Source organism: Eubacterium sp. An3 (assembly GCF_002159465.1).
GTDB classification, from domain to species: Bacteria; Bacillota; Clostridia; order Lachnospirales; family Lachnospiraceae; genus Anaerobutyricum; species Anaerobutyricum stercoris.
This window is the reverse complement of record NZ_NFIR01000002.1, coordinates 254,644-275,074: the sequence shown is the minus strand read 5'-3', so window position 1 is coordinate 275,074 and position 20,431 is coordinate 254,644. Positions and strand designations below refer to the sequence as shown.

Below are 20,431 nucleotides of genomic sequence, written 5' to 3'. Positions count from 1 at the left end.
TCCCGAAACAGAAAGGGGAAGGAAATATGTCTTTGACAACGACGAAACAGTTATTATTGGACGCTCAGGCAGGCGGCTACGCCATCGGCGCATTCAATGTGGAAAATATGGAAATGGTGCAGGCGGTCGTGGCAGCGGCGGAGGAATTACAGTCTCCGGTCATCATGCAGACCACCCCATCCACCGTGAAATACGCAGACCTGGAATACTTTTATGCAAATGTACGGACGGCGGCGGAGAAAGCCAGCGTGCCGGTGGTCATGCACCTGGATCACGGCAGCAGCTTCGAGCTTGCCATGCAGGCGCTCCGCGCCGGCTACACCTCCATTATGATTGACGGCTCCCACGGCAGTTTTGAGGAAAACATTGCCGTCAGCAAGGCTGTGGCGGATGCCTGCCATCCGTCCGGCGTTCCGGTGGAGGCGGAGCTTGGCAAGGTCGGCGGCAAGGAAGACGACCTGGAGGGCAGCGACGGCAATCCGTACACCGACCCGCAGGAAGCGAAAGCCTTCGTGGAAGCCACAGGCGTAGATTCTTTGGCCGTAGCCATCGGCACCGCCCACGGCGTATACAAGGGAACACCGAAACTTGATGTGGAGCGTCTCAGCGAGATCCGCAAGGTTGTTTCCATCCCGCTGGTTCTCCACGGCACCTCCGGCGTTCCGGACGAGGCGGTAAAAGAATGTATCCGCCGGGGTATCTGCAAGGTCAATTACGCCACAGACCTGCGCATCGCCTTCTCCAAAGGCGTCAATGAGGTTCTGCATGAGAATCCGGAAACCATCGACCCGAAGAAATACAACGCCCGCGGCCGCGAAGAAGTGAAGAAATATGTTATGGATAAAATAAGAGTCTGCGGCAGCGTGGGCAAGGCGAAATAGCGGCCTGCGCAGGCAGGGCAAAAGTCTCTGGCATAAAGAAGCCGCCGGGAAACTCATCTTTGAGGTGAGGTATCCCGGCGGTGTTTTTTTGTTGTCGATTGGCGTATTATTTTTCCACGAAAAATGATAAAATGACAGCAGCGAATTTATCATTCAGGCAAGGAGGCAAAACAATGCAGTACATCAGCCATTATTCTTCCCCGCTGGGCAGAATACTTCTGGCAGCAGATAAAGAAGGAATCACGGGCCTGTGGTTCGAGAATCAAAAATACTATGCATATAAACTGGACGAAGATCACGAAGAACGGGAGATTCCAGTTTTCGAGGAGGCAAAACGGTGGCTTTCGGTTTATTTTTCGGGGAGAGAGCCCGATTTCATGCCGCCGCTTAATCTGATCGGCACAGAGTTTCAGAAAAATGTGTGGGAGATTCTGAGACAGATTCCCTATGGTCAGACCATGACCTACGGAGAGATCGCCCGGAAAATCGCGGAGAAAAAGGGAGTGGCGCACATGTCCGCCCAGGCGGTGGGCAGTGCGGTGGGGCACAACCCCATCTCGATCCTCGTACCATGCCACCGCGTGGTGGGAACCAATGGAAGCCTCACCGGCTATGCCGGAGGAATAGAGAAGAAGCAAAAGCTGTTGTCCCTGGAAAATGTACCGATAGAACATTTCTTTGTGCCGAAAAAACAGAAATATACTTTTGCCCGCGGCACGCTGGCCGACCTCCCGCAGGTCTATGCCATTATCGACGAACGTATCCACTGGATGGACGAGGTAGGCATCGAGCAGTGGAACGTGACGGATTACTGGGACTGTTATCCGGAGAGCTATTATGAGAAGGCGGTTCACGATGGCAATCTGTACGTGCTAAAAGAGGCAGGCGGCGACCGTGTGAGCGGTGTAGCGGTGCTCTACGAGAGCGACGAACGCTGGGCAAAGCAGCAGGGGCCAGCCGCCTACTATGTCCATCATCTGGCGACAAGAATCGGAGAAAAAGGCACCGGGAAGGCGATGCTTTCTTTCTGTGAAAAGCAGGCGGTCGCCGACCGGAAGGAATACCTCCGGCTGGACTGCGCCATTGATAATCCGAAGATCAACGCCTACTATGACAAGCTGCGGTACGACTACGCCGGAACCTGCGTGGATGGAAAATATGCGGGGAATCTGCGAGAGAAGAAGATCAGGTAGAAAGGCTATTCTTAAAATTTCATAACCAAAAACAATCAGAAAATCAATCGTAAAAAAATACGATTGATTTTCTGCGTATAAAAACTAAAATGATAAGAAATGAAAAAAATGCTATGCCCCGGATCTATCCGGCAGTGGCAGCGGGACGATTATTCCCGCTCTTCGCCTGCGTCCAGCGGAAGGAAGCTGATGAGCAGGTCTTCGGAGTTCACCTGTTCGCCGGAAGATACGTAGATTTTGTCTACGATGGCGTCCATGGTCGCCACCACGGTGGTCTCCATCTTCATGGCCTCGACGGTCATGAGAGGAGTGTTCTCGGAGACGCGGTCTCCTTCTTTTACAAGAATCTTGTCCACGGTACCCGGGATGGAAGAGCCCAGGTGCAGAGGGTTGTTCTTGTCGGCTTTCAGCTTGCGGTCGGCCTTTACTTCCTCGTTGTGGTCCACGATCTTAACTTCACGCATGGAACCGTTTACTTCGAAAGTAAGAGTACGCACGCCCTGCTCGTCCGGCTCGGACATATCAACGAACTTGAGCAGAAGCTCTTTTCCTTCGCCGATTTTCAGAGTGGTTTCTTCGCCTTTGGCAAGACCGTAGAAATATACGTGGCTTTCCAGGCGGGAAACGTCGTTGTACGCCTCAAAGTGTTCGCAGTAATCTTCGTACACCTTCGGATAGAGAGCGTAGCTGATGGCTTTCTGCTCCATCTCGTAGTCGGTGAAGGCAGACATGTCGAATTTCTCCCTGAGCATGGCTTTGATCTCCTCGAAGTCAACAGGAGGAAGCAGAGCGCCAGGGCGGACAGTGATCGGCTCCTGTCCTTTCAGCACGATGGACTGAAGCTCTTTCGGGAAGCCGCCGTCCGGCTGTCCCATCATACCCCGGAAGTAATCCACCACGGAATCCGGATAGGAGAGAGTTCTTCCCTTTTCAAGGATGTTGTCTTTATTCAGACCGTTTTTCAGCATGAAGATGGCGAAGTCGCCCACTGCCTTGGAGGACGGCGTTACCTTTACGATGTTTCCGAGAAGGTCGTTAGCCTCTTTATAAAGCTGCTTGATCTCTTCGAAGCTGTCGGCGGAGCCCATCTCCGTAACCTGCGCCAGCAGATTGGAGTACTGACCGCCTGGAATCTCGTACTTGTAGATTTCGGTGTTCGGAGCGTCCATCTCGCTCTCAAATGTCTTGTAGAGCTTGCGGATGCGTCCGTAATAACGGCTCAGTTCATTTAATTCATCAAAGTCAAGGCCGGTATCCCTTTCTCTTCCCCGCAGGGCTTCCACCACAGCGTTCATGGAAGGCTGGCTGGTTAAGGAACTCATGGCTTCAATGGCAAGGTCAGCAATGTCCACGCCCGCCTCTGCAGCCATCAGCACGGTGCTGACGCCGTTTCCGGTGGAATCATGGGTGTGGATGTTGACCGGAATGTGCAGTTCGGATTTCAATGTGGAGAAGAGTTCCTTCGCCGCATACGGTTTCAAAAGTCCGGCCATGTCCTTGATCGTAAAGATATGACAGCCCAGGGCTTCCAGTTCTTTTGCCTTGTTCACATAGTAATCAAGGGTGTATTTCGTCTCGGAAGGACTGGACATATCTCCGGTGTAACAGATGGCGCCCTCGACGATCTTGCCCGTCTTCAACGCCTCCTCAATCGGCATCTTCATGTTTTCCACCCAGTTTAAGCTGTCAAAGATACGGAAAACGTCGATACCTTTCTCTGCGGAAATGCGGATAAATTCCTTTACCACATTGTCCGGATAGTTGCTGTAGCCCACCGCGTTGGAAGCACGAAGCAGCATCTGGATCAATGTGTTCGGCATCCGCTCGCGCAGAAGCTCCAGTCTCCGCCACGGAGACTCTTTTAAGAAACGGTAGGCGGTATCATAGGTTGCGCCGCCCCACGCCTCCACAGAAAATGCATTGGCTAAAAATGCGTTGGCAGCTCTGGCTGCGCCCGCCAGATCCTTGGTACGCATACGGGTCGCCATCAGCGACTGTTGTGCGTCACGCATGGTTGTATCGGTAATATATAATTTTTTCTCCTGTAAAATCTTCTGGGTGAAGTCTTTGGCACCCAGTTTCAGAAACTCATCTCTGGCGCCGTAAATCGGTTTCGACGCGTCGTATTTTGGAAGAACCCGGTTCTCAAAGAACGGCTTTTCCTGGCGGGAGACGTTGACCATCTTGTTGCCCAGGAATTCGAGGATCTTTGTGGCTCTGTCCTGGCTCACCCGCAGGTCGAACAGCTCCGGCGTATCCTCGATAAAGTTCGTATAGCAGGCTCCGTCGTGGAAAGTCTCGTGATTCAGCACGTTGATGAGGAACGGAATATTGGTCTTCACGCCGCGGATACGGATCTCCTTCAGCGCCCGGATGGATTTGCGGATGGCTCCCTTAAATGTCCGGTCGTGTGAGATGACCTTTACCAGAAGACTGTCATAGTACGGAAGCACGGATGCTCCTGTGTAGGAGGTGCCGCCGTCCAGACGTACGCCGTAGCCGGAACCGGAACGGTACACGGTGATCTTTCCGGTGTCCGGAAGGAAATTGTTGGCAGGGTCTTCGGTGGTCACCCGGGTCTGGATGGAATAACCGCTGCATGTCACAGATTCCTGTGATGCGATGCCGATATCCGGTGAACTCAGCGGAAAACCTTCCGCGATCATGATCTGCGCCTGTACGATATCGATACCGGTCACCATCTCCGTTACGGTATGCTCCACCTGGATACGCGGGTTCATCTCGATGAAATACGGATGATTGTCCTTATCTACCAGGAACTCCAGCGTACCGGCGTTGCGGTATCCCACCTTGCTGGCAAGACGCACGGCGCTGTCAAATATAATCTGTCTTGTGCTTTCCGGAATAGTGAAAGCCGGCGCGTATTCCACCACCTTCTGGTGACGGCGCTGCACGGAACAGTCACGGTCGAAAAGATGCACTACATTTCCATAATTATCGGCAAGAATCTGTACCTCGATATGCTTCGGCTTTTCCAGATATTTCTCCAGGAAGATCTTGTCATCGCCGAAGGCCTTCTTGGATTCCTCTCTGGCTTCCCGGTACTCTTTGATGAGCTCCTCCTCGGAACGGACGATACGCATACCGCGGCCGCCGCCCCCGTTGGAAGCCTTTAACATCACCGGGTAGCCGATCTTATGAGCGGCGTCAAGAACCGCCTTCTCGCTCTTTAAAGCATAGTCCACGCCCGGGATGATCGGAACATCGCAGTCGATGGCCATCTGTTTGGATGAAATCTTATCGCCCATACGCTCCATCAGCTCTTTGGACGGGCCGATAAATGTAATGCCGTTCTCCTCGCAGGCTTCCACAAACCGCGGATTTTCCGACAGAAAGCCGTAACCCGGATGGATAGCGTCTACATTTTTTGCCTTGGCGGTCTTGATGATCTGCTTAATATCAAGGTAAGCGTCGATAGGCCCTTTCTCCGGGTCCAGCTCATAGGACTCGTCGGCCTTGGTGCGGAAGAGAGCGTATTTATCTTCCTTGGAAAAGATGGCAACCGTGGTGATACCCAGCTCGTTCAGTGCACGGAAAATGCGGATGGCAATCTCGCCGCGGTTGGCAACCATGACTTTTTTAAACTTGCGTATTGAATACTGCGCCATATTTTTCTCCTTTTCTAATAAATGCAGGAATAATCTTGAAATAATTCATATTGTTAAGCAAAATCCGCCGAAGACCTGATAAAATCAAATCACAGACCACAGGTGCGGCGTTGTGACCAGTATATATGGAGAAGAGAGAAAAAGCAAGTGTAAAACAAAAATATGCAGTATTATCCTAAAAGAATATCATTCGAAATATAAAATTATATGAAATGAAACTAAAAATCGGCGTACAAGATAAAAATGAAGTGATGAATATAAAATAATTCAAAAAATTACTCCTGTATCCGGAAATATACAGGAAAGTGAAGAAATAAAGAACATATAATTCTTAAAGAAAAAGCAGGAAATGAAAGATGGGATGCCGGTGAGAGAAGAAAACTTTGGCACGCCGGACAGGTGAGGTCCTGGCGTGCCGGTCTTCCTGAAAGATTATCGGTCTATGCCGTGCTCCCTGAGTACAGAAAACGGAACGCGGCGTTTTGCTGCCGGAACTTTATTCCGGGTAGATGACGGAGACGCCGTCATCATGTGAAACATTTATAATAGAAGTATTGGAAAGATCCAATTTACTGATTTTGGTTCCTTTACATCTCAGAGATCGCAGCTTTGTATTGTTTTTAAGGTTTAATTTGGATATTGGAGTGTTTTCGCAGCGAAGACGCAGTAAATTTCTGTTTTTCTTTACATTGAGCCGAGATAATCCGGTATCTTCAATGCGAAGATTCTTTAATTTTGTACATTTTTCCAATCTCAGTTCTTTAAGTGCAGGAGTCTGGCGGCAATGAACCTTTATGAGATTTTTGTTATTTCTTAAATCCAGAGAAGAAACATTTGTATTAAATAAGGTTAATTTTTCCAGACGTTTGTTGTTCTTTACATTTAAAGAAGTAAGTTCCGGCATATAAAGATACAGTTTTTTCAGAGAGTGGTTTTTCCTAAGATTGACTGTCTTCAGTGATTTACTGAGTATGGACAAATCTTCCAGCTTATCAGTATCTTTTTGCTTAAAAGATATTAATCTGTCACTGTCCACACAAAGTGAACGGATGGCGGGACATCTTTTTATGTTCAAGGTTTCCATATGCTTAGCAAGAATATAGACATCCGCCAGTTTGTTCATGTCAGTTAGTTTCAATGTCTTTATGTTGATATAAGAAAGAGTCAACTTCTGTAAATTTGAACAGCCTTTGATGTTCAATTTGTCCACATTTCCGTCCTCTACTTGCCCTGTGATATCCAGTTCTTTCAAATTCGTACAGTTTTTCAGGTTTACTGTCTGCAAATAAGGGGTACTGCTTTGGATATATACTGTGTTCAGCTTTTTAAAACCGCTGAGATCTATTTCCTCTACAGTAGAATTTTCATATATTTTGTGTCTTCCATAATCGCCGGAAGCATCATACGCCTGGTAAGTGAAATCTTTAATTTCTGTGAAATATTCAATTCCTTTCAGGGAATCAATGTTATAAGGCGAGTTGAATTCTACAGATGTTATTTTAGATGCTTCTTTTTTGGACAGAAATCCGTCTTTGTTGGTGTCCACTTGATCTGCATACTCCTTTACCGCCCATGCAAAATTTTCATCGTTGATGGCGACCTTTGATGATTTTTCCGCCGCCTCTGCGGAATTGCCTGTGCCCAGCAGAAGAGTGCAGGCCAGTGCTGTGAAAATAAAAGTTTTCAGATGTTTTTTCATTGTAACGTCTCCTTTCTTAGAGTAAAAATATCTTATTTCTGACAGAGAGGGCACACTATGAAGTTTGAACGTGTATGCCTGCAACGAATAATTATTTCGCGTATGTCACTGTCACGTCCGGATCACATTTCAGAGAATTTGGCTTACGGATTTTGGTGTTGGAGAGATCGAGTTCTCGGATATCCGTTTTTCCGCAATTCAAGCGTTTTAATTTTTTGTTGTTTTTGAGATTTAATTTCGTCAATTTGTTATTGTAGCAGCTTAATTTTTGTAAATTAGGATTTTTCTTTATATTTAAGTTTGTCAGTCCGGTGTGTTCCACAAAAAGAGTTTTTAATTTTTTACACCCTTTTGTGTTTAATTGGATGAGTTTTGGATTGTTGCGTAATTTTACATCTATGAGATTTGTGTTTTTGCTTAAATCCAGAGAAACAAGTTCTGTTGTGTAACAATATAAAGTTGTCAGTTTTTTGTTTTTGCTAAGATCCAGAGTTGGGATTGTGGTTCCCCAGCCGAGACTAAGATCTGTTAACTGTGTATTGGTTGTGACATCCAATGATTTCATAGAACGTCCGGTCAGATCTAATTTTTCCAGAGCCGTGGCACCTTTTAGTTTTACGTTGCTTAAACAGTCTCCACTGACTAAAAGGGTTGTTAGTTTGGAGCATTTTTTCAAATTCACTGTTTTCAACTTTTGCCTGGCGTCATAGATAGAAACGTCTGTCAATTTTTTAAATCCGGATAAATTTACCTTTGTCAAATCAGTCATATCAAGATTAAGCGTACGCAGATTTGTACATCCATTTAGATTTAATTTATCCAGACAGCCGTCCCGCCTTCCTTCAATCCTCACATTTTTCAGATTCACACAGTCTTCCAGATTTACTGTCCTTAAATAGGAATTCCGGCTGTCAATCGTCACATTTTCTAGCTTTTTTAAACCGGAAAGGTCAATCTCGCGAGCAGTGGAGGATTCATATATATTGATATCATCGTAGTCGAAGGTAGCGTTGTCGGCCCTGTAATAAAAGTCTTTCAGATTGCTGAAATACTTAATCCCCTGAAACGAATCGATATTGTAATGCGGTGCAAAAAAATGTATCTTTGTTACTTTGGATGCCTCTTTTTTGGACAGATATCCATCGCCATTGGCGTCTGCCTTTACAGCTTGCTCTTTTACTGCGCGGGCAAAATTGCTGTCATCAATTCGAATCTTTTCCGCCGCCTCTGCGGAAATGCCTGCGCCCAGCAGAAGAGTGCAGGCCAGTGCTGTGAAAATAAAAGTTTTCAGATGTTTTTTCATTGTAACGTCTCCTTTAATTGTGTAAAATGTGTAATAAATATTTGTTCGTGAGATGCTTCTTATGGGTATTATACAATGCGTTGATGCTGATGTCTACATAAACATAGTACTCTAATTGCCGTATTCCAGCACGCTGGAAAAGTTAATGTAATCAATGATTACCTCCTCGGGTTGATCAGACATAAATTCGAACAAATAGCCGTCTTTTTGGTAGAAGATGGTATTTCTTCTTCCGTCGGAGATGGAGTGGGCCTGTATACCGTTTAAATCAATGGTTCGTTGATATCCTTCTTCTTCATCGTAGGTGATGGAGGTTGTAAACAGTGCGGCGTCATTTTGCATATAATGGATAAATCCGCCGTCTTTGTTTTCATAGTCAAGGATATAATAGCCAAATTCTGCATTTTCTTCTTCAAATGTGACATAATATCCTTCTGGTTCTGCTTTCCATTTATACGCATGGAATTCTTCTGTGGCGGGAGTTTCTGTCTGCTCATCGGCTGTCTGGCTGGTGTCGGTCTCCGGTACTGCCTCTATGGTGACATTATCAGAAAAGAACTCAATCTTGAGCTGCCGCTGCAGACTCTGCCGGATGTCATCATTGGCGAGGGATGCTGCGGATATTCCAGCCATGAGCAGAGCCGCCGCCGCGATGTAACGGCGGTGCCGCCAGAAAGAAGAGAGCCGCTGCGGTTGTTCTCCGGATTGTTGCTGCCGGTTCAGTCCTTTGAGGAAAGACTGGGGTCTCCCGAATGTCTGCGAAGCTTTGGACGTCCTGTGTTCGGATACTCTATGTACAGTGGCTGTTCTGGCTGATTCCAGGAGGCTGTTCATTTTCTCGTAGAATTCCGGGCTGAAAGTATGCGGTGCTTTTTTTACTTTCGCATCGATTTTTAAGAATTCCTCCTCCACCACCCTTCGGGCAGCTTCCCGCAGAAGATCATTGTCCAGTATTTCTTTTTTCATCTAGTCATACCCCCTTTCTGTTAATTGGTCTTTGAGCTGTTTGCGGGCCCGCGTTGCGATCTGCCTTACATTTTCCGGCGTCAGATTCAGCACTCTGGCGATGTCCTTGCTTTTTAACTGATTATAGTATTGCAGGATGATAACTTCTCTGTAGGGATAGTTCAGCTGCCGGATAAGGTCCCTCAGAACTTCAATCTTTTCCTTCCCGACAATATCGGCTTCAATATTATTTCCGGAGGAAATCCCTGCAAAGTCAGTTTCCATGTTGTGAAAATTGATTTTCTCCTGTTTTCGCAGGACATTAAAACAGGAGTGCCGAAGAATTGTCACAAGATAAGACCAGTTTTTAAAAGTATCATCGTTCATCACCTTGTCCATATGGTCTGTGAGGATGAGAAATGTTTCGTGCACCATATCTTCCGACGCGGCGCGGTCATTCATGATGGCCAGAGCCGCGCCGTACAGCGGTTGAGAATACATTTCATACAGTCGAGCAAAAACCTCCTTTTCTTGCGAGGTGTTTAATAATTGCAAAAAATATATCATAGGGAGCTCCTTCTTTATTTTTTCTTCTGCAGATTTTAGTCCGGGGCAGCGCTGCCGAAACAGATAAAAATACCCCTTTATAATATAAACAATTAAGGAGGGGTGTTTGTGACAAAAAAATTTAATTTTTTCAAAATTGAGAAAAGAAAGCCCTGCGGCCAATGACCACAGGGCTTGAGCTGTCTGTTGCACTACAATCTTCTGACGGAATCCGAACGAGTATGCCTGCTCTTAGAATAATTATTTCGCGTATGTCACTGTAACATCCCGGTCATATCTCAAAGACTCCGGTCCGCGGATACGGGTATTGGAGAGGTCTAATTCCCGGATATCGGTATCCCTGCATTTCAACATCTCTAATTTGTGATTCTTCTTCAGATTTAATTTTTTTAATCCGGTATTATCACAGTCGATGTATCGTAGATTGACATTTTTCTTCACATTCAGTTTTGTCAAATCAGTGTTAGAACAATTAATTGCTTCTAATTTAGGGCAGCCGCTCACATCAAGTTTCTCCAACTTTCCGCTGGCGCGACAATCCAGTTGTCTTAGGTTTTTATTGCTTATTTTTAATGAAGTAATGTTTGAATCATATAACCTTAATTTTTTCAGATTCAAATTATTTTCTAAATTCAAATCAGAAACATAGATTCCATAGCCAAGATGTAACTCGTTTAGTCCTGTATTTGTACTAAAATCCAGAGAGTCAAACGAACATGCTCCTGCCACACTAAAATATTCCAGTTTTTTTGCTCCTTTTAATTTTAAATGGCGGAGACTGCCACTGATTATATCAACCGTACGCAGGTTGGTACAGCCTTTGACATTTAATGTTTTTAGTTTGTCATTGTCATCATCTATGGATAATTCTGTAAGCTTTTTAAGATTAGAAAGGTTCAGTTTTTTTACATCAGTCATATATAAAGTAAGCGTACGCAGATTTTTACAGCCTTTCAGATTCAGATCATCCACACATCCCTTAATATTCCCATGAATGTCCACTTCCTCCAGATTCGGACAATTCTTCAGATTGACTTTTCTCAGATAAGCATTTCTGCTGTCAATATTGACCTTCTTCAATTTCTTGAATCCGCTGAGATTTATTTTCGGTGCTGTAGAAGTTTCATGGATGACGATATCATCATAATCTGTATCAGAAGAATCAGCCCGGTAGTAAAAATCCTCGATTTCTGTGAAATATTTGATACCTTCAAAGGAATCAATATTACGTCCAGCGTTGAAAAAACGAACTTCTGTTATCTTTTCAGCTTCTTTTTCGGAAAGATATCCGTCCTTGTTGGTGTCCGCTTTTTTTGCATACTTCTTTACTGCCCATGCAAAATTTTCATCGTTGATGGCGACCTTTGATGATTTTTCCGCCGCCTCTGCGGAAATGCCTGCGCCGAGTAGAAGAGTGCAGGCCAGTGCTGTGAAAATAAAAGTTTTCAGATGTTTTTTCATAGTAACGCCTCCTTTAATTGTGTAAAATGTGTAATAAATATATTGTTCACGAGGTGCTTGTTATAGATATTATACAATGTGTCGATGTTGATGTCTACATAAACATAGTACTTTAATTGCCGTATTCCAGCACGGCGGAAAGATGGATGTAATTAATGATTACTTCCTCGGGATGATTGGACATAAATTCGAATAAATACCCCTTTATAATATAAACGATCGAGGAAGGGTGTTTGTGACAAAAAAATTAATTTTTTTCACCAGTTGACAACCACCGTCAAACGTTCTATAATGCTAACTGTAATAACCACACCCCTGTGGGGTGTCATGAATACGTTTATAACGACAGTTCTTCCCGGCGGATTCACGTTATGCGCGGAAGAAGTCATATAAGTACAAAAGGAGGGACTTTGGTGCAGGCAGATAAAAAGAAGATGATGCGTCTTTTAAAGACGGCCAGAGGACAGATGGACGGTATCCTGAAGATGATGGAGGAGGACCGGTACTGTATTGACATTTCCCATCAGCTCATGGCGACGGAGGCGATTCTCAACAAGGTGAATAAAGAGATCCTGACGGCGCATCTTAAGAATTGTGTAGCCAACGCTGAGACCCAGGAGGAGAAGGAAGAGAAGATTGACGAGCTTGTTTCCATGCTGGGACGGATTTTGAAATAGAGGTGATAGATTTGAAGGAGAATTTTAATGTCACGGGAATGACCTGCTCGGCGTGCTCCGCGCGGGTGGAGAAATGTGTGGCGAAGCTTGACGGGGCCGACAAGGTGACCGTGAATCTTCTGACCAACAGTATGCAGGTGGAGTACGATGAGGCGGTTCTTTCTGAGAAGCAGATCATAGACGCGGTAGTGAAGGCCGGGTATGGCGCTTTCCCGAAGGAAGCCCGCGGGGCAGGAAATACATCGGGGACGGCAGGGGCAGCGGCCTCTGCGGGAGCATCCCGGGCAGCGGGAAGTTCCGGAAGTATTGTGGAGGAGCAGTTAAAGGAGATGAAGTTCCGGCTGTGGGTGTCCTTTGGTTTCCTGATTCCGCTCATGTACGTATCCATGGGACATATGGTCGGCCTGCCGCTGCCGTATTTTTTATCCGGGGTGGAAAACAGCGTGAGCTTTGCGTTTACGCAGTTCCTGCTGTGTATTCCGGTGATTTTTGTGAACCGGAAGTATTATACCAAGGGATTTCAGACACTGTTTCATCTGGCGCCGAACATGGACAGCCTGATCGCCATCGGTTCTTCCGCATCACTCATATACGGTATCTTTGCCATCTACCGGATGAGCTACGGACTGGGACAGGGTGACATGGAGCTGGTGCATCGGTATTACCATGACCTGTATTTTGAATCGGCGGCCATGATTCTCGCCCTCATTACCGTGGGTAAATATCTGGAGACCCGTTCCAAGGGAAAGACCAGCGAGGCCATCACCAAGCTGATGGATCTGGCGCCGAAGACCGCCTTTGTGGAGAGAGACGGAAAAGAGGTGGAGGTTCCGGTGGAGGAAGTGCGTACCGGCGACATCCTGGCGGTGCGCCCGGGCGCAAGCATCCCGGTGGACGGATTCATCATTGAGGGAAGTACCAGTATTGATGAGGCGGCCATCACCGGAGAAAGTATTCCGGTGCACAAGCAGGTGAACGATACGGTCATCGCCGCCACCATGAATAAAACGGGATTTATCCGGTTTAAAGCGACCAGAGTGGGAGAAGATACGACATTTTCTCAGATTATCCGGCTGGTGGAGGAAGCCAGCTCCAGTAAGGCGCCGATCGCGAAGATTGCCGATAAGATTTCCGGTATTTTTGTGCCGGCGGTCATCGCCATTGCCATCATAACAGCGGCGGCGTGGATGCTTTCCGGAGCGACATTTGAATTTGCGCTGTCCTGCGCCATCAGCGTGCTGGTGATTTCCTGTCCGTGTGCGCTGGGACTGGCGACGCCGGTGGCAATCATGGTGGGAACCGGAAAGGGCGCGGAAAACGGTATTCTGTTAAAGTCCGGCGAGGCGCTGGAGACCGCCCACAATATTCAGTGCGTGGTCATGGATAAGACCGGCACCATCACCCAGGGCAAGCCGGTGGTGACGAACGTGGAGACCAACATGGCTCTTGATGCGTTTCTGGCCGTGGCGGCAGGACTTGAGGCAAAAAGCGAGCATCCGCTGGCGGAAGCTATCATGGAGTTTACCGGGAAACAGCAGGCGCGGTCGGCGAAAGTGGAGGATTTCCGCTCCATACCTGGCAAAGGCGTGGAAGGCCGGATTGATGGGCGCATGTATTACGCCGGCAATCAGCGGCTCATGGAGGAAAAACAGATTCTGCTCGGATATTATGAACAGCGTCTTGACAAGCTGGCGGATGAAGGTAAGACGCCGATGCTTTTTGCCGGAGAGAAGAAGATTCTTGGCATTATCTCCGTGGCTGATGTGGTGAAGCCAACCAGCCATGCGGCGGTAAAAGAATTAAAAGCCATGGGCATTGAGGTCGTTATGCTCACCGGAGACAACCGGAGAACTGCCGAGGCCATTCGCCGACAGCTGGATATCGACAAGGTGATCGCGGAGGTTCTGCCGCAGGATAAAGAAAGAGAGATTGCCGCTCTCCAGCAGGAGGGAAAGACGGTTGCCATGATCGGCGACGGTATCAACGACGCACCGGCTCTCGCGCGGGCGGATGTGGGTCTTGCCATCGGGGCAGGAACCGACGTGGCCATCGAGAGTGCGGATGTGGTGCTCATGAAGAACGATCTGCTTGATGTGGTGACGGCCATCCGGCTCAGTAAAGCGGTCATCCGCAATATTAAACAGAACCTGTTCTGGGCGTTTTTCTATAACACCCTGGGCATCCCGGTGGCAGCCGGCGTGTTCTACACGGCTTTCGGTTTGAAGCTGAACCCGATGATCGGAGCGGCGGCCATGAGCTTAAGCAGCGTATTTGTAGTGACCAACGCCCTGCGGCTCCGCAGATTCAGGGCGTCCGCCGCAGCAGAGACCGCGCAGGATGTGACGGTTCTCCCGGAAGCGGAGATAACAGTGAGAGAGGGCGGTCAGCCGGGAGCGGACAGCGACCGGTCGCAAGACACTCGCCCGGCAGATAATAATCATCAAAAAGACGACACCCTGACGCAGGAAAATCAGAGTGCATCTAATAAAAATCATAAGGAGGATAACACAATGTTGACAATGAAAATCGAAGGAATGGCATGCGGACACTGTAAAGCAGCAGTTGAGAAGGCGTTAAACGCTATCAACGGCGTAAAGGCAGAGGTGAACCTGGAAGCAAAGACCGCTTCTGTGGATGCACCGGCAGATATGGACAAAGAAGTGCTGAAAAAGGCAGTGGAAGACGCCGGCTACGAAGTGGTGGAAATCGAATAAAAGCTGTGGATACGGCGGCACATAAAAAATGCCATGCATGGAAATAAACCATGCACGGCGTTTTTTTGTGTCGTTTGACTTTATTTGGTTTCTGCATCCGCTTTTGCTTTTTGTGCCGCGTTCGCAGCTGCCGCAGCGGCGGCCTGCTGCATTGCCTGTTTTTTGTTGGTGTATTCCTTCACAAGCTGATAGAGAACCGCCACAAGAGGAATGAAAAAGATCATTCCCAGGATGCCGAAGAGATTGCCGCCGATCAGTACGGCAACCAGAGTCCACAGCGGAGCAAGTCCCACGGAACCGCCCACCACATGCGGGTAAATGAACTGGTTCTCAATAAACTGCACCACCTGATAGACGATGATGCTCAGGAGTGCCTGCAGCGGATTGACCATCAGTACCAGGACCGCGCCGATGAAGCAGGCAAAAAATGCGCCGATATAAGGAATGAACGAAAGCACTCCGGTCAGCACGGCGATGAGTACTGCGTAAGGAATCCTGAAAATCGTGAAAGATATAAATATCAGCACGCCCAGGATAATTGCTTCGATGCACTGTCCTGACAAAAACTTGGAGTAGGTTTTGCTGATCAGGGTGGCTACATGATAAATGCAGTCGGCAATAGGCTTGTGTACATGCACGTACAGAAGTTTTTTGCACTGCCGTCCCAGCGTCTTTTTGCTCAGCAAGATATAAAGAGCGATGACCAGGGAAAAGAAGCAGTTGACAATAATGCTGATAGTAGAGGTGGCGATACCCAGAGCAGAGCTTAAAAAGTTGCCGGCGCCGGTCAAAACGTTCTGTACGATGTGCTCAACGTCAATCTGGCTTAAACTCAGCGAAGACAGCTGCTTCGTGATCCACGTGGTGTCGAAACCGTATTCCGATAAAAAAGCGATCCACTGAGGACTCCTCGTCTGGATGGTCAGGTATACACTGCGCACAGAAGAAATGAGCTGTGGAACAACCATGGTGGAAACAAGGATCACGATGAGCACGATGCAGGCCAGAGTGGACAGGAGACTGAGCATGACCAGAGGTCCGTTTTTCGGCTGAAAGTTGATTTTGCGGAAAAGCCGGCTGTAGAGGGTTTCAAATCCTTTTACCGGTACGTTCAGCACGAAAGCGACGATCATACCGCCGATGATAGGCAGGAGCAGCCCTCCGATATCCTGAAAGAAGCGAATGACGCTCCCGAAATTATTGAGGCAGGCGTAAAGAGCCACGCCGAAAGCAATCAGGAGCATACAGTTTTTCATTCTTTTACTCATAATTCACATCCTTTATGTATTTGTTCTGAGCCTACTGTACCATTTTGCTATGACAAAGTCAAATCAAAAGGGGGAGGAAAAATTGTTTTGACACTCCCACCAGAGTATACTACAATAGGACAAGAGAAAATTTACAGAAAAGGATGTTTCAATACAATGGAAAAGATTATTTTAACAGGAGACCGGCCGACAGGAAGACTCCATGTGGGCCATTACGTGGGTTCTCTGAGACGGAGAGTGGAGCTGCAGGAATCCGGAGAATACGACAAGATTTTCATTATGATTGCTGACGCGCAGGCGCTTACCGATAATGCGGATCACCCGGAGAAGGTGCGCCAGAATATCATGGAAGTGGCTCTCGACTACTTATCCTGCGGACTGGACCCGGCCAAGTCCACGCTTTTTATCCAGTCTATGGTGCCGGAACTTACCGAACTGACTTTTTACTATTCCAATCTGGTCACCGTGTCCAGACTGCAGCGTAATCCGACGGTGAAGTCCGAGATCAAGATGCGTAACTTTGAAGCAAGCATCCCGGTGGGATTCTTTACCTATCCGATCAGCCAGGCGGCGGACATCACTGCATTTAAGGCGACCACCGTGCCGGTGGGCGAAGACCAGATGCCGATGCTGGAGCAGTGCAAGGAGATCGTTCACAAGTTTAACTCCGTGTACGGGGAGACGCTGGTAGATCCGAAGATTCTCCTGCCGGATAACAAAGCCTGTCTGCGTCTGCCGGGTATCGACGGCAAGGCGAAGATGAGCAAATCTCTGGGCAACTGCATTTACTTATCCGATACCGAGCAGGAAGTAAAGAAGAAAGTTATGTCCATGTTCACCGATCCGAACCATCTGCGCATCGAAGATCCGGGCCAGGTGGAAGGTAATCCGGTATTCATCTATTTGGATGCGTTCAGCAAACAGGAGCATTTCGATGAATTCCTGCCGGAATACGCGAACCTGCAGGAGTTAAAAGACCACTACACCAGAGGCGGCCTCGGCGACGTGAAGGTGAAGAAGTTCTTAAATAAGGTACTGCAGGCAGAACTGGAGCCAATCAGACAGAGAAGAAAAGAGTGGGAAAAGAATATTCCTGCCGTTTACGAGATTCTCAGAGAAGGCAGCATTAAGGCGCAGGCCGTGGCAGCGGAGACATTAAAAGAAGTCAAGGCAGCCATGCGCATTAATTACTTCGATAACGATGACATGATCCGGGAGCAGGAAGCGAAGTATCAGAAATAATATAAATAAAAAGACAGGCGGAGATACTGTACAATTGCGGTTCTTCGCCTGTTTTTTTCTGCAGCAGCGGTTTCTGCCGGTCAAAGATCCGCCTTGTCTCCTTCGCGGAAAGATTGTCAATCTGTATGTATGGATAAAGATTCTCAACAGAGTCCTTGACGAAGATATCCTTATTAGGTATACTTAATGTAAGTTAGTTATAACTAATCATTGCCTGAATGAGAAAGTTTTCTATTTTTATAAATGTGAATAAGAGTATTGAGATATCAGCCATGTGACAGTTGAATACACCAAGTAGAACGGGAGGTATATCCATGAGTGTAGTTATCGTAGGAGGACACGACCGAATGGTGTCCCAGTACAAAAAAATCTGTAAAGCACATCGTTGTAAAGCAAAGGTATTTACGCAGATGAGAGGCAATTTGAGCACCCAGATCGGAAGTCCGGATCTGCTGATCTTATTTACCAATACAGTGTCTCACAAAATGGTCCGCTGCGCCGTGGCGGAGGCGGAGAAATGCAACGCAGATATCGTCCGCTGTCACACCAGCAGCGGCAGCGCATTAAATGAGATCCTGGGCAATGCCTGTCAGGCATAAGCGGCGGCTTATTCCGTCTCCAGACAGCGGTACAGAAGTTCCACCGCGCCGGGGATATGCTCTGTCTCCAGATAAGAATAATTAATAATGAAAATGTGTTCCACATCTTCTGGCGGCTGATGGAAATACTGCGACAGGCTGGTGAGGCGAAGTCCGCGGGCAAGGGCCCGTTCCATGATCACCGTGTCGGGGATTTCCGTATCGATCCGCATCAGAAAATGAAGGCCGGCGTCTTCCTCCGTGATGGTAACGTAGGAAGACAGCGGGCTTTTTTTGATGGTTTCCAGAAGGTAGTCCCGCTTCTTATGATAGGAATTGCGCATGCGGTTGATGTGCTTTTCAAAATATCCTTCCCGGATAAAGCGCATCAGGGCGTACTGCTCAAAATTGGATACAGTGCAGGAATAAAAGCTCATCCTCTGCATAAACCGGGCGGCCAGGGATGGCGGCAGCACCATGTAGCTGATACGCAGGGTGGAAGACAGACTCTTGGAAAAAGTGTTGATGTAGATCACCTTTTCCATGATGTCAATGCTCTGGAGCGCGGGAATCGGCCGGCCTGTCAGGCGGAATTCACTGTCGTAATCGTCCTCAATGATATAGCGGGATTCCGATTTGGCCGCCCAGCCCAGCAGTTCGTAGCGGCGGCTCACCGGCGTGATGATACCCGTGGGAAAATGATGGGACGGGGAAATGTGCACCACGTCGGCGCCGCTTTCCTCCAGCCGGTCGATGCGGATACCCTGGCTGTCCATATCCACGAAACGGTAATCCACCTGATGACTGTCATAGATCTGAGCGATTTTCTCATAGCCGGGATTCTCGATGGCGTAGACCTTGTCAAAGCCCAGCAGCTGCACCAGAAGCCCGTAGAGATACTCGGTTCCGGCGCCGATGAAGATCTGTTCCGGCTGCACATGGATATCCCGGAACTGCCGCAGGTGTCCGGCGATGGCCTCCCGCAGTTCATAGATGCCGCCGCAGGGAGATTTGGTCATAAGCTCGGCGTTTCTTTCCTGCAGAGTCTCCCGCATGAGCTTCGCCCAGACAGAGAACGGGAAGTGATCCGGCCGGGTCTGGTTGCTGGAGAAATCCGCAAAATACTGCGGCCGGGTCTCCTGCAGAGCGGCCGGTTTTTCGACAGGAGCCGGGAGGGTCGTAAATTCCGGCGAAAAATCCGCCACATAATATCCTTTTTTTGCAACGGAATAAATGTATCCCTCTGACAGAAGCTGCGCGTAGGCGTTTTCCACGGTGATGGGACTGACGCCCAGATTCTTTGCGAAACTGCGCTTGGAGGGCAGCTTCGTATCTGCGGAAAGCGTTCCGTTTACAATGTCATTTTTGATACATTTATATAAATGTTCATAAAGAGGCGTGGTGCCGATATCATTAAATGAGTAAGTAAGCATGAAGTACTCCAATCAATCTGTACCGGATAATTCTGAAAAGAGGCACAGAAATAAGTAATATCCTGATTATACCGTTTCTGTAAAAAAATACAATGGGATAAAAAGTGCTTTTCCTCACGTTTTATGTTATGATACATACAGAAAAATGCATAACAAAATAGAAAATGCAGTGGCAGAATTTGGAGGAATTATGAAAAAAGAACAGATTAAAAAATTATATGATTCAAAGTTTATGAAAATGTATGATCTGCAGTATAAAGAAGGGGCTCACTATTATTGTGCCAGCCGCAGGGACGAGGAACATCTGCAGGCGGTGCTGCCGAAGGAATCCTATGATACGCTGCCGCCGGACGGCGTAAGCTGCGTGGTGGTCCTGCGGGTAAAAGGAGAGGAGCCGAAGCTTCTTTTGAATTGGGAATACCGGTATCCGGCGGGACAGTATCTGCTGAGTGTTCCGGCAGGACTTGTGGAGCCGGAAGCATGGGGAAGCACCGAGGAAGCGGTGAAGAACACTGCTATCCGTGAACTGAAAGAGGAAACGGGCATCACCGTGGGGGACAACGACGAAGTGAGTATTATCAATCCTTTCGTGTTCTCCTCCCCGGGGATGACCGATGAAGCCAACGCCCTTGTGTATCTGTCCATCAACCGGGAAACCATGCCGGAGCTTTCCCAGAGCGGAGCGGAGGGCTCCGAGAAGTTTAAGGGCTGCCGGCTGGTAAGTCTTTCGGAAGCCCGGAGCTATCTGGTGAATGGCAAAGACGAGCATGGCGTCTATTATCCGGTGTACACCTGGGCGGCGCTGATGTTTTTTGTGACCAGCGAGTTTCTGAACCTGTAA

The 20,431-nt window shown here is 47.8% G+C and carries 14 protein-coding genes and 1 pseudogene; 7 read left to right on the top strand and 8 right to left on the bottom strand.

Annotation, left to right across the window (positions count from 1 at the left end; genetic code table 11):
• Window positions 1-26 precede the first annotated feature (26 nt).
• Window positions 27-881 (top strand): class II fructose-1,6-bisphosphate aldolase, encoded by an 855-nt coding sequence (fba, locus tag B5F87_RS03595; RefSeq protein ID WP_087277333.1) that lies wholly within the window; start codon window positions 27-29, stop codon window positions 879-881.
• Window positions 882-1,054: 173 nt separating this feature from the next.
• Window positions 1,055-1,558, top strand: a pseudogene (locus tag B5F87_RS21340) (methylated-DNA--[protein]-cysteine S-methyltransferase); the annotation flags it as partial.
• Window positions 1,559-2,223: 665 nt separating this feature from the next.
• Here the strand turns inward: B5F87_RS21340 and B5F87_RS03585 are convergent.
• The 6 genes from B5F87_RS03585 to B5F87_RS03560 form a co-directional block, all read right to left on the bottom strand.
• Window positions 2,224-5,703 (bottom strand): pyruvate carboxylase, encoded by a 3,480-nt coding sequence (locus B5F87_RS03585; protein ID WP_087276883.1) that lies wholly within the window; start codon window positions 5,701-5,703, stop codon window positions 2,224-2,226.
• Window positions 5,704-6,199: 496 nt separating this feature from the next.
• The gene (locus B5F87_RS03580; RefSeq protein ID WP_087276880.1) at window positions 6,200-7,402 is read right to left on the bottom strand and encodes a hypothetical protein; all 1,203 of its coding nucleotides are present in this window, start codon (window positions 7,400-7,402) and stop codon (window positions 6,200-6,202) included.
• Window positions 7,403-7,493: 91 nt separating this feature from the next.
• Window positions 7,494-8,705 (bottom strand): hypothetical protein, encoded by a 1,212-nt coding sequence (locus tag B5F87_RS03575; protein WP_087276877.1) that lies wholly within the window; start codon window positions 8,703-8,705, stop codon window positions 7,494-7,496.
• A gap of 111 nt (window positions 8,706-8,816) precedes the next feature.
• Window positions 8,817-9,671 carry a DUF4367 domain-containing protein gene (locus tag B5F87_RS03570; protein ID WP_087276874.1) on the bottom strand — a complete coding sequence of 285 codons (855 nt, stop codon included), beginning with the start codon at window positions 9,669-9,671 and terminating at the stop codon, window positions 8,817-8,819.
• The gene (locus B5F87_RS03565; protein WP_087276871.1) at window positions 9,672-10,217 is read right to left on the bottom strand and encodes a sigma-70 family RNA polymerase sigma factor; all 546 of its coding nucleotides are present in this window, start codon (window positions 10,215-10,217) and stop codon (window positions 9,672-9,674) included.
• Window positions 10,218-10,457: 240 nt separating this feature from the next.
• Window positions 10,458-11,678, bottom strand: coding sequence for a hypothetical protein (locus tag B5F87_RS03560; RefSeq protein ID WP_087276868.1), 1,221 nt, complete (start codon window positions 11,676-11,678; stop codon window positions 10,458-10,460).
• 413 nt (window positions 11,679-12,091) lie between these two features.
• Between B5F87_RS03560 and B5F87_RS03555 the strand changes: the two genes are divergently transcribed.
• Together B5F87_RS03555 and B5F87_RS03550 are read left to right on the top strand one after the other, a co-directional pair.
• The gene (locus tag B5F87_RS03555) at window positions 12,092-12,355 is read left to right on the top strand and encodes a metal-sensing transcriptional repressor (protein ID WP_087276865.1); all 264 of its coding nucleotides are present in this window, start codon (window positions 12,092-12,094) and stop codon (window positions 12,353-12,355) included.
• 11 nt (window positions 12,356-12,366) lie between these two features.
• Window positions 12,367-15,069 carry a heavy metal translocating P-type ATPase gene (locus B5F87_RS03550; protein ID WP_204246041.1) on the top strand — a complete coding sequence of 901 codons (2,703 nt, stop codon included), beginning with the start codon at window positions 12,367-12,369 and terminating at the stop codon, window positions 15,067-15,069.
• An 80-nt stretch (window positions 15,070-15,149) separates the two neighbouring features.
• Here B5F87_RS03550 and B5F87_RS03545 read toward each other — a convergent pair whose 3' ends face one another.
• The gene (locus tag B5F87_RS03545; protein WP_087276861.1) at window positions 15,150-16,337 is read right to left on the bottom strand and encodes an AI-2E family transporter; all 1,188 of its coding nucleotides are present in this window, start codon (window positions 16,335-16,337) and stop codon (window positions 15,150-15,152) included.
• 156 nt (window positions 16,338-16,493) lie between these two features.
• Here B5F87_RS03545 and trpS point away from each other — a divergent pair, with 156 nt between their 5' ends.
• Both trpS and B5F87_RS03535 read left to right on the top strand, forming a co-directional pair.
• A complete protein-coding gene (trpS, locus tag B5F87_RS03540) occupies window positions 16,494-17,579 on the top strand; it encodes a tryptophan--tRNA ligase (RefSeq protein ID WP_087276858.1) in 1,086 nt (361 codons plus the stop codon).
• A gap of 314 nt (window positions 17,580-17,893) precedes the next feature.
• The gene (locus tag B5F87_RS03535) at window positions 17,894-18,178 is read left to right on the top strand and encodes a DUF2325 domain-containing protein (RefSeq protein ID WP_087276855.1); all 285 of its coding nucleotides are present in this window, start codon (window positions 17,894-17,896) and stop codon (window positions 18,176-18,178) included.
• Between the two features lie 8 nt (window positions 18,179-18,186).
• On the opposite strand, the gene B5F87_RS03530 is transcribed toward B5F87_RS03535, so the two are convergent.
• Window positions 18,187-19,590 carry a PLP-dependent aminotransferase family protein gene (locus B5F87_RS03530; protein ID WP_087276852.1) on the bottom strand — a complete coding sequence of 468 codons (1,404 nt, stop codon included), beginning with the start codon at window positions 19,588-19,590 and terminating at the stop codon, window positions 18,187-18,189.
• Window positions 19,591-19,780: 190 nt separating this feature from the next.
• On the opposite strand from B5F87_RS03530, the gene B5F87_RS03525 reads away from it, so the two are divergent.
• Window positions 19,781-20,431, top strand: a complete 651-nt coding sequence (locus B5F87_RS03525; protein ID WP_087276849.1) for an NUDIX hydrolase — start codon at window positions 19,781-19,783, stop codon at window positions 20,429-20,431.

Coding starts and splice junctions, on each gene's coding strand:
- B5F87_RS03575 (WP_087276877.1), bottom strand. CDS start 8,705: ATGAAAAAACATCTGAAAACTTTTATTTTCACAGCACTGGCCTGCACT.
- B5F87_RS03585 (WP_087276883.1), bottom strand. CDS start 5,703: ATGGCGCAGTATTCAATACGCAAGTTTAAAAAAGTCATGGTTGCCAAC.
- trpS (WP_087276858.1), top strand. CDS start 16,494: ATGGAAAAGATTATTTTAACAGGAGACCGGCCGACAGGAAGACTCCAT.
- fba (WP_087277333.1), top strand. CDS start 27: ATGTCTTTGACAACGACGAAACAGTTATTATTGGACGCTCAGGCAGGC.
- B5F87_RS03565 (WP_087276871.1), bottom strand. CDS start 10,217: ATGATATATTTTTTGCAATTATTAAACACCTCGCAAGAAAAGGAGGTT.
- B5F87_RS03580 (WP_087276880.1), bottom strand. CDS start 7,402: ATGAAAAAACATCTGAAAACTTTTATTTTCACAGCACTGGCCTGCACT.
- B5F87_RS03535 (WP_087276855.1), top strand. CDS start 17,894: ATGAGTGTAGTTATCGTAGGAGGACACGACCGAATGGTGTCCCAGTAC.
- B5F87_RS03545 (WP_087276861.1), bottom strand. CDS start 16,337: ATGAGTAAAAGAATGAAAAACTGTATGCTCCTGATTGCTTTCGGCGTG.
- B5F87_RS03570 (WP_087276874.1), bottom strand. CDS start 9,671: ATGAAAAAAGAAATACTGGACAATGATCTTCTGCGGGAAGCTGCCCGA.
- B5F87_RS03525 (WP_087276849.1), top strand. CDS start 19,781: ATGAAAAAAGAACAGATTAAAAAATTATATGATTCAAAGTTTATGAAA.
- B5F87_RS03560 (WP_087276868.1), bottom strand. CDS start 11,678: ATGAAAAAACATCTGAAAACTTTTATTTTCACAGCACTGGCCTGCACT.
- B5F87_RS03530 (WP_087276852.1), bottom strand. CDS start 19,590: ATGCTTACTTACTCATTTAATGATATCGGCACCACGCCTCTTTATGAA.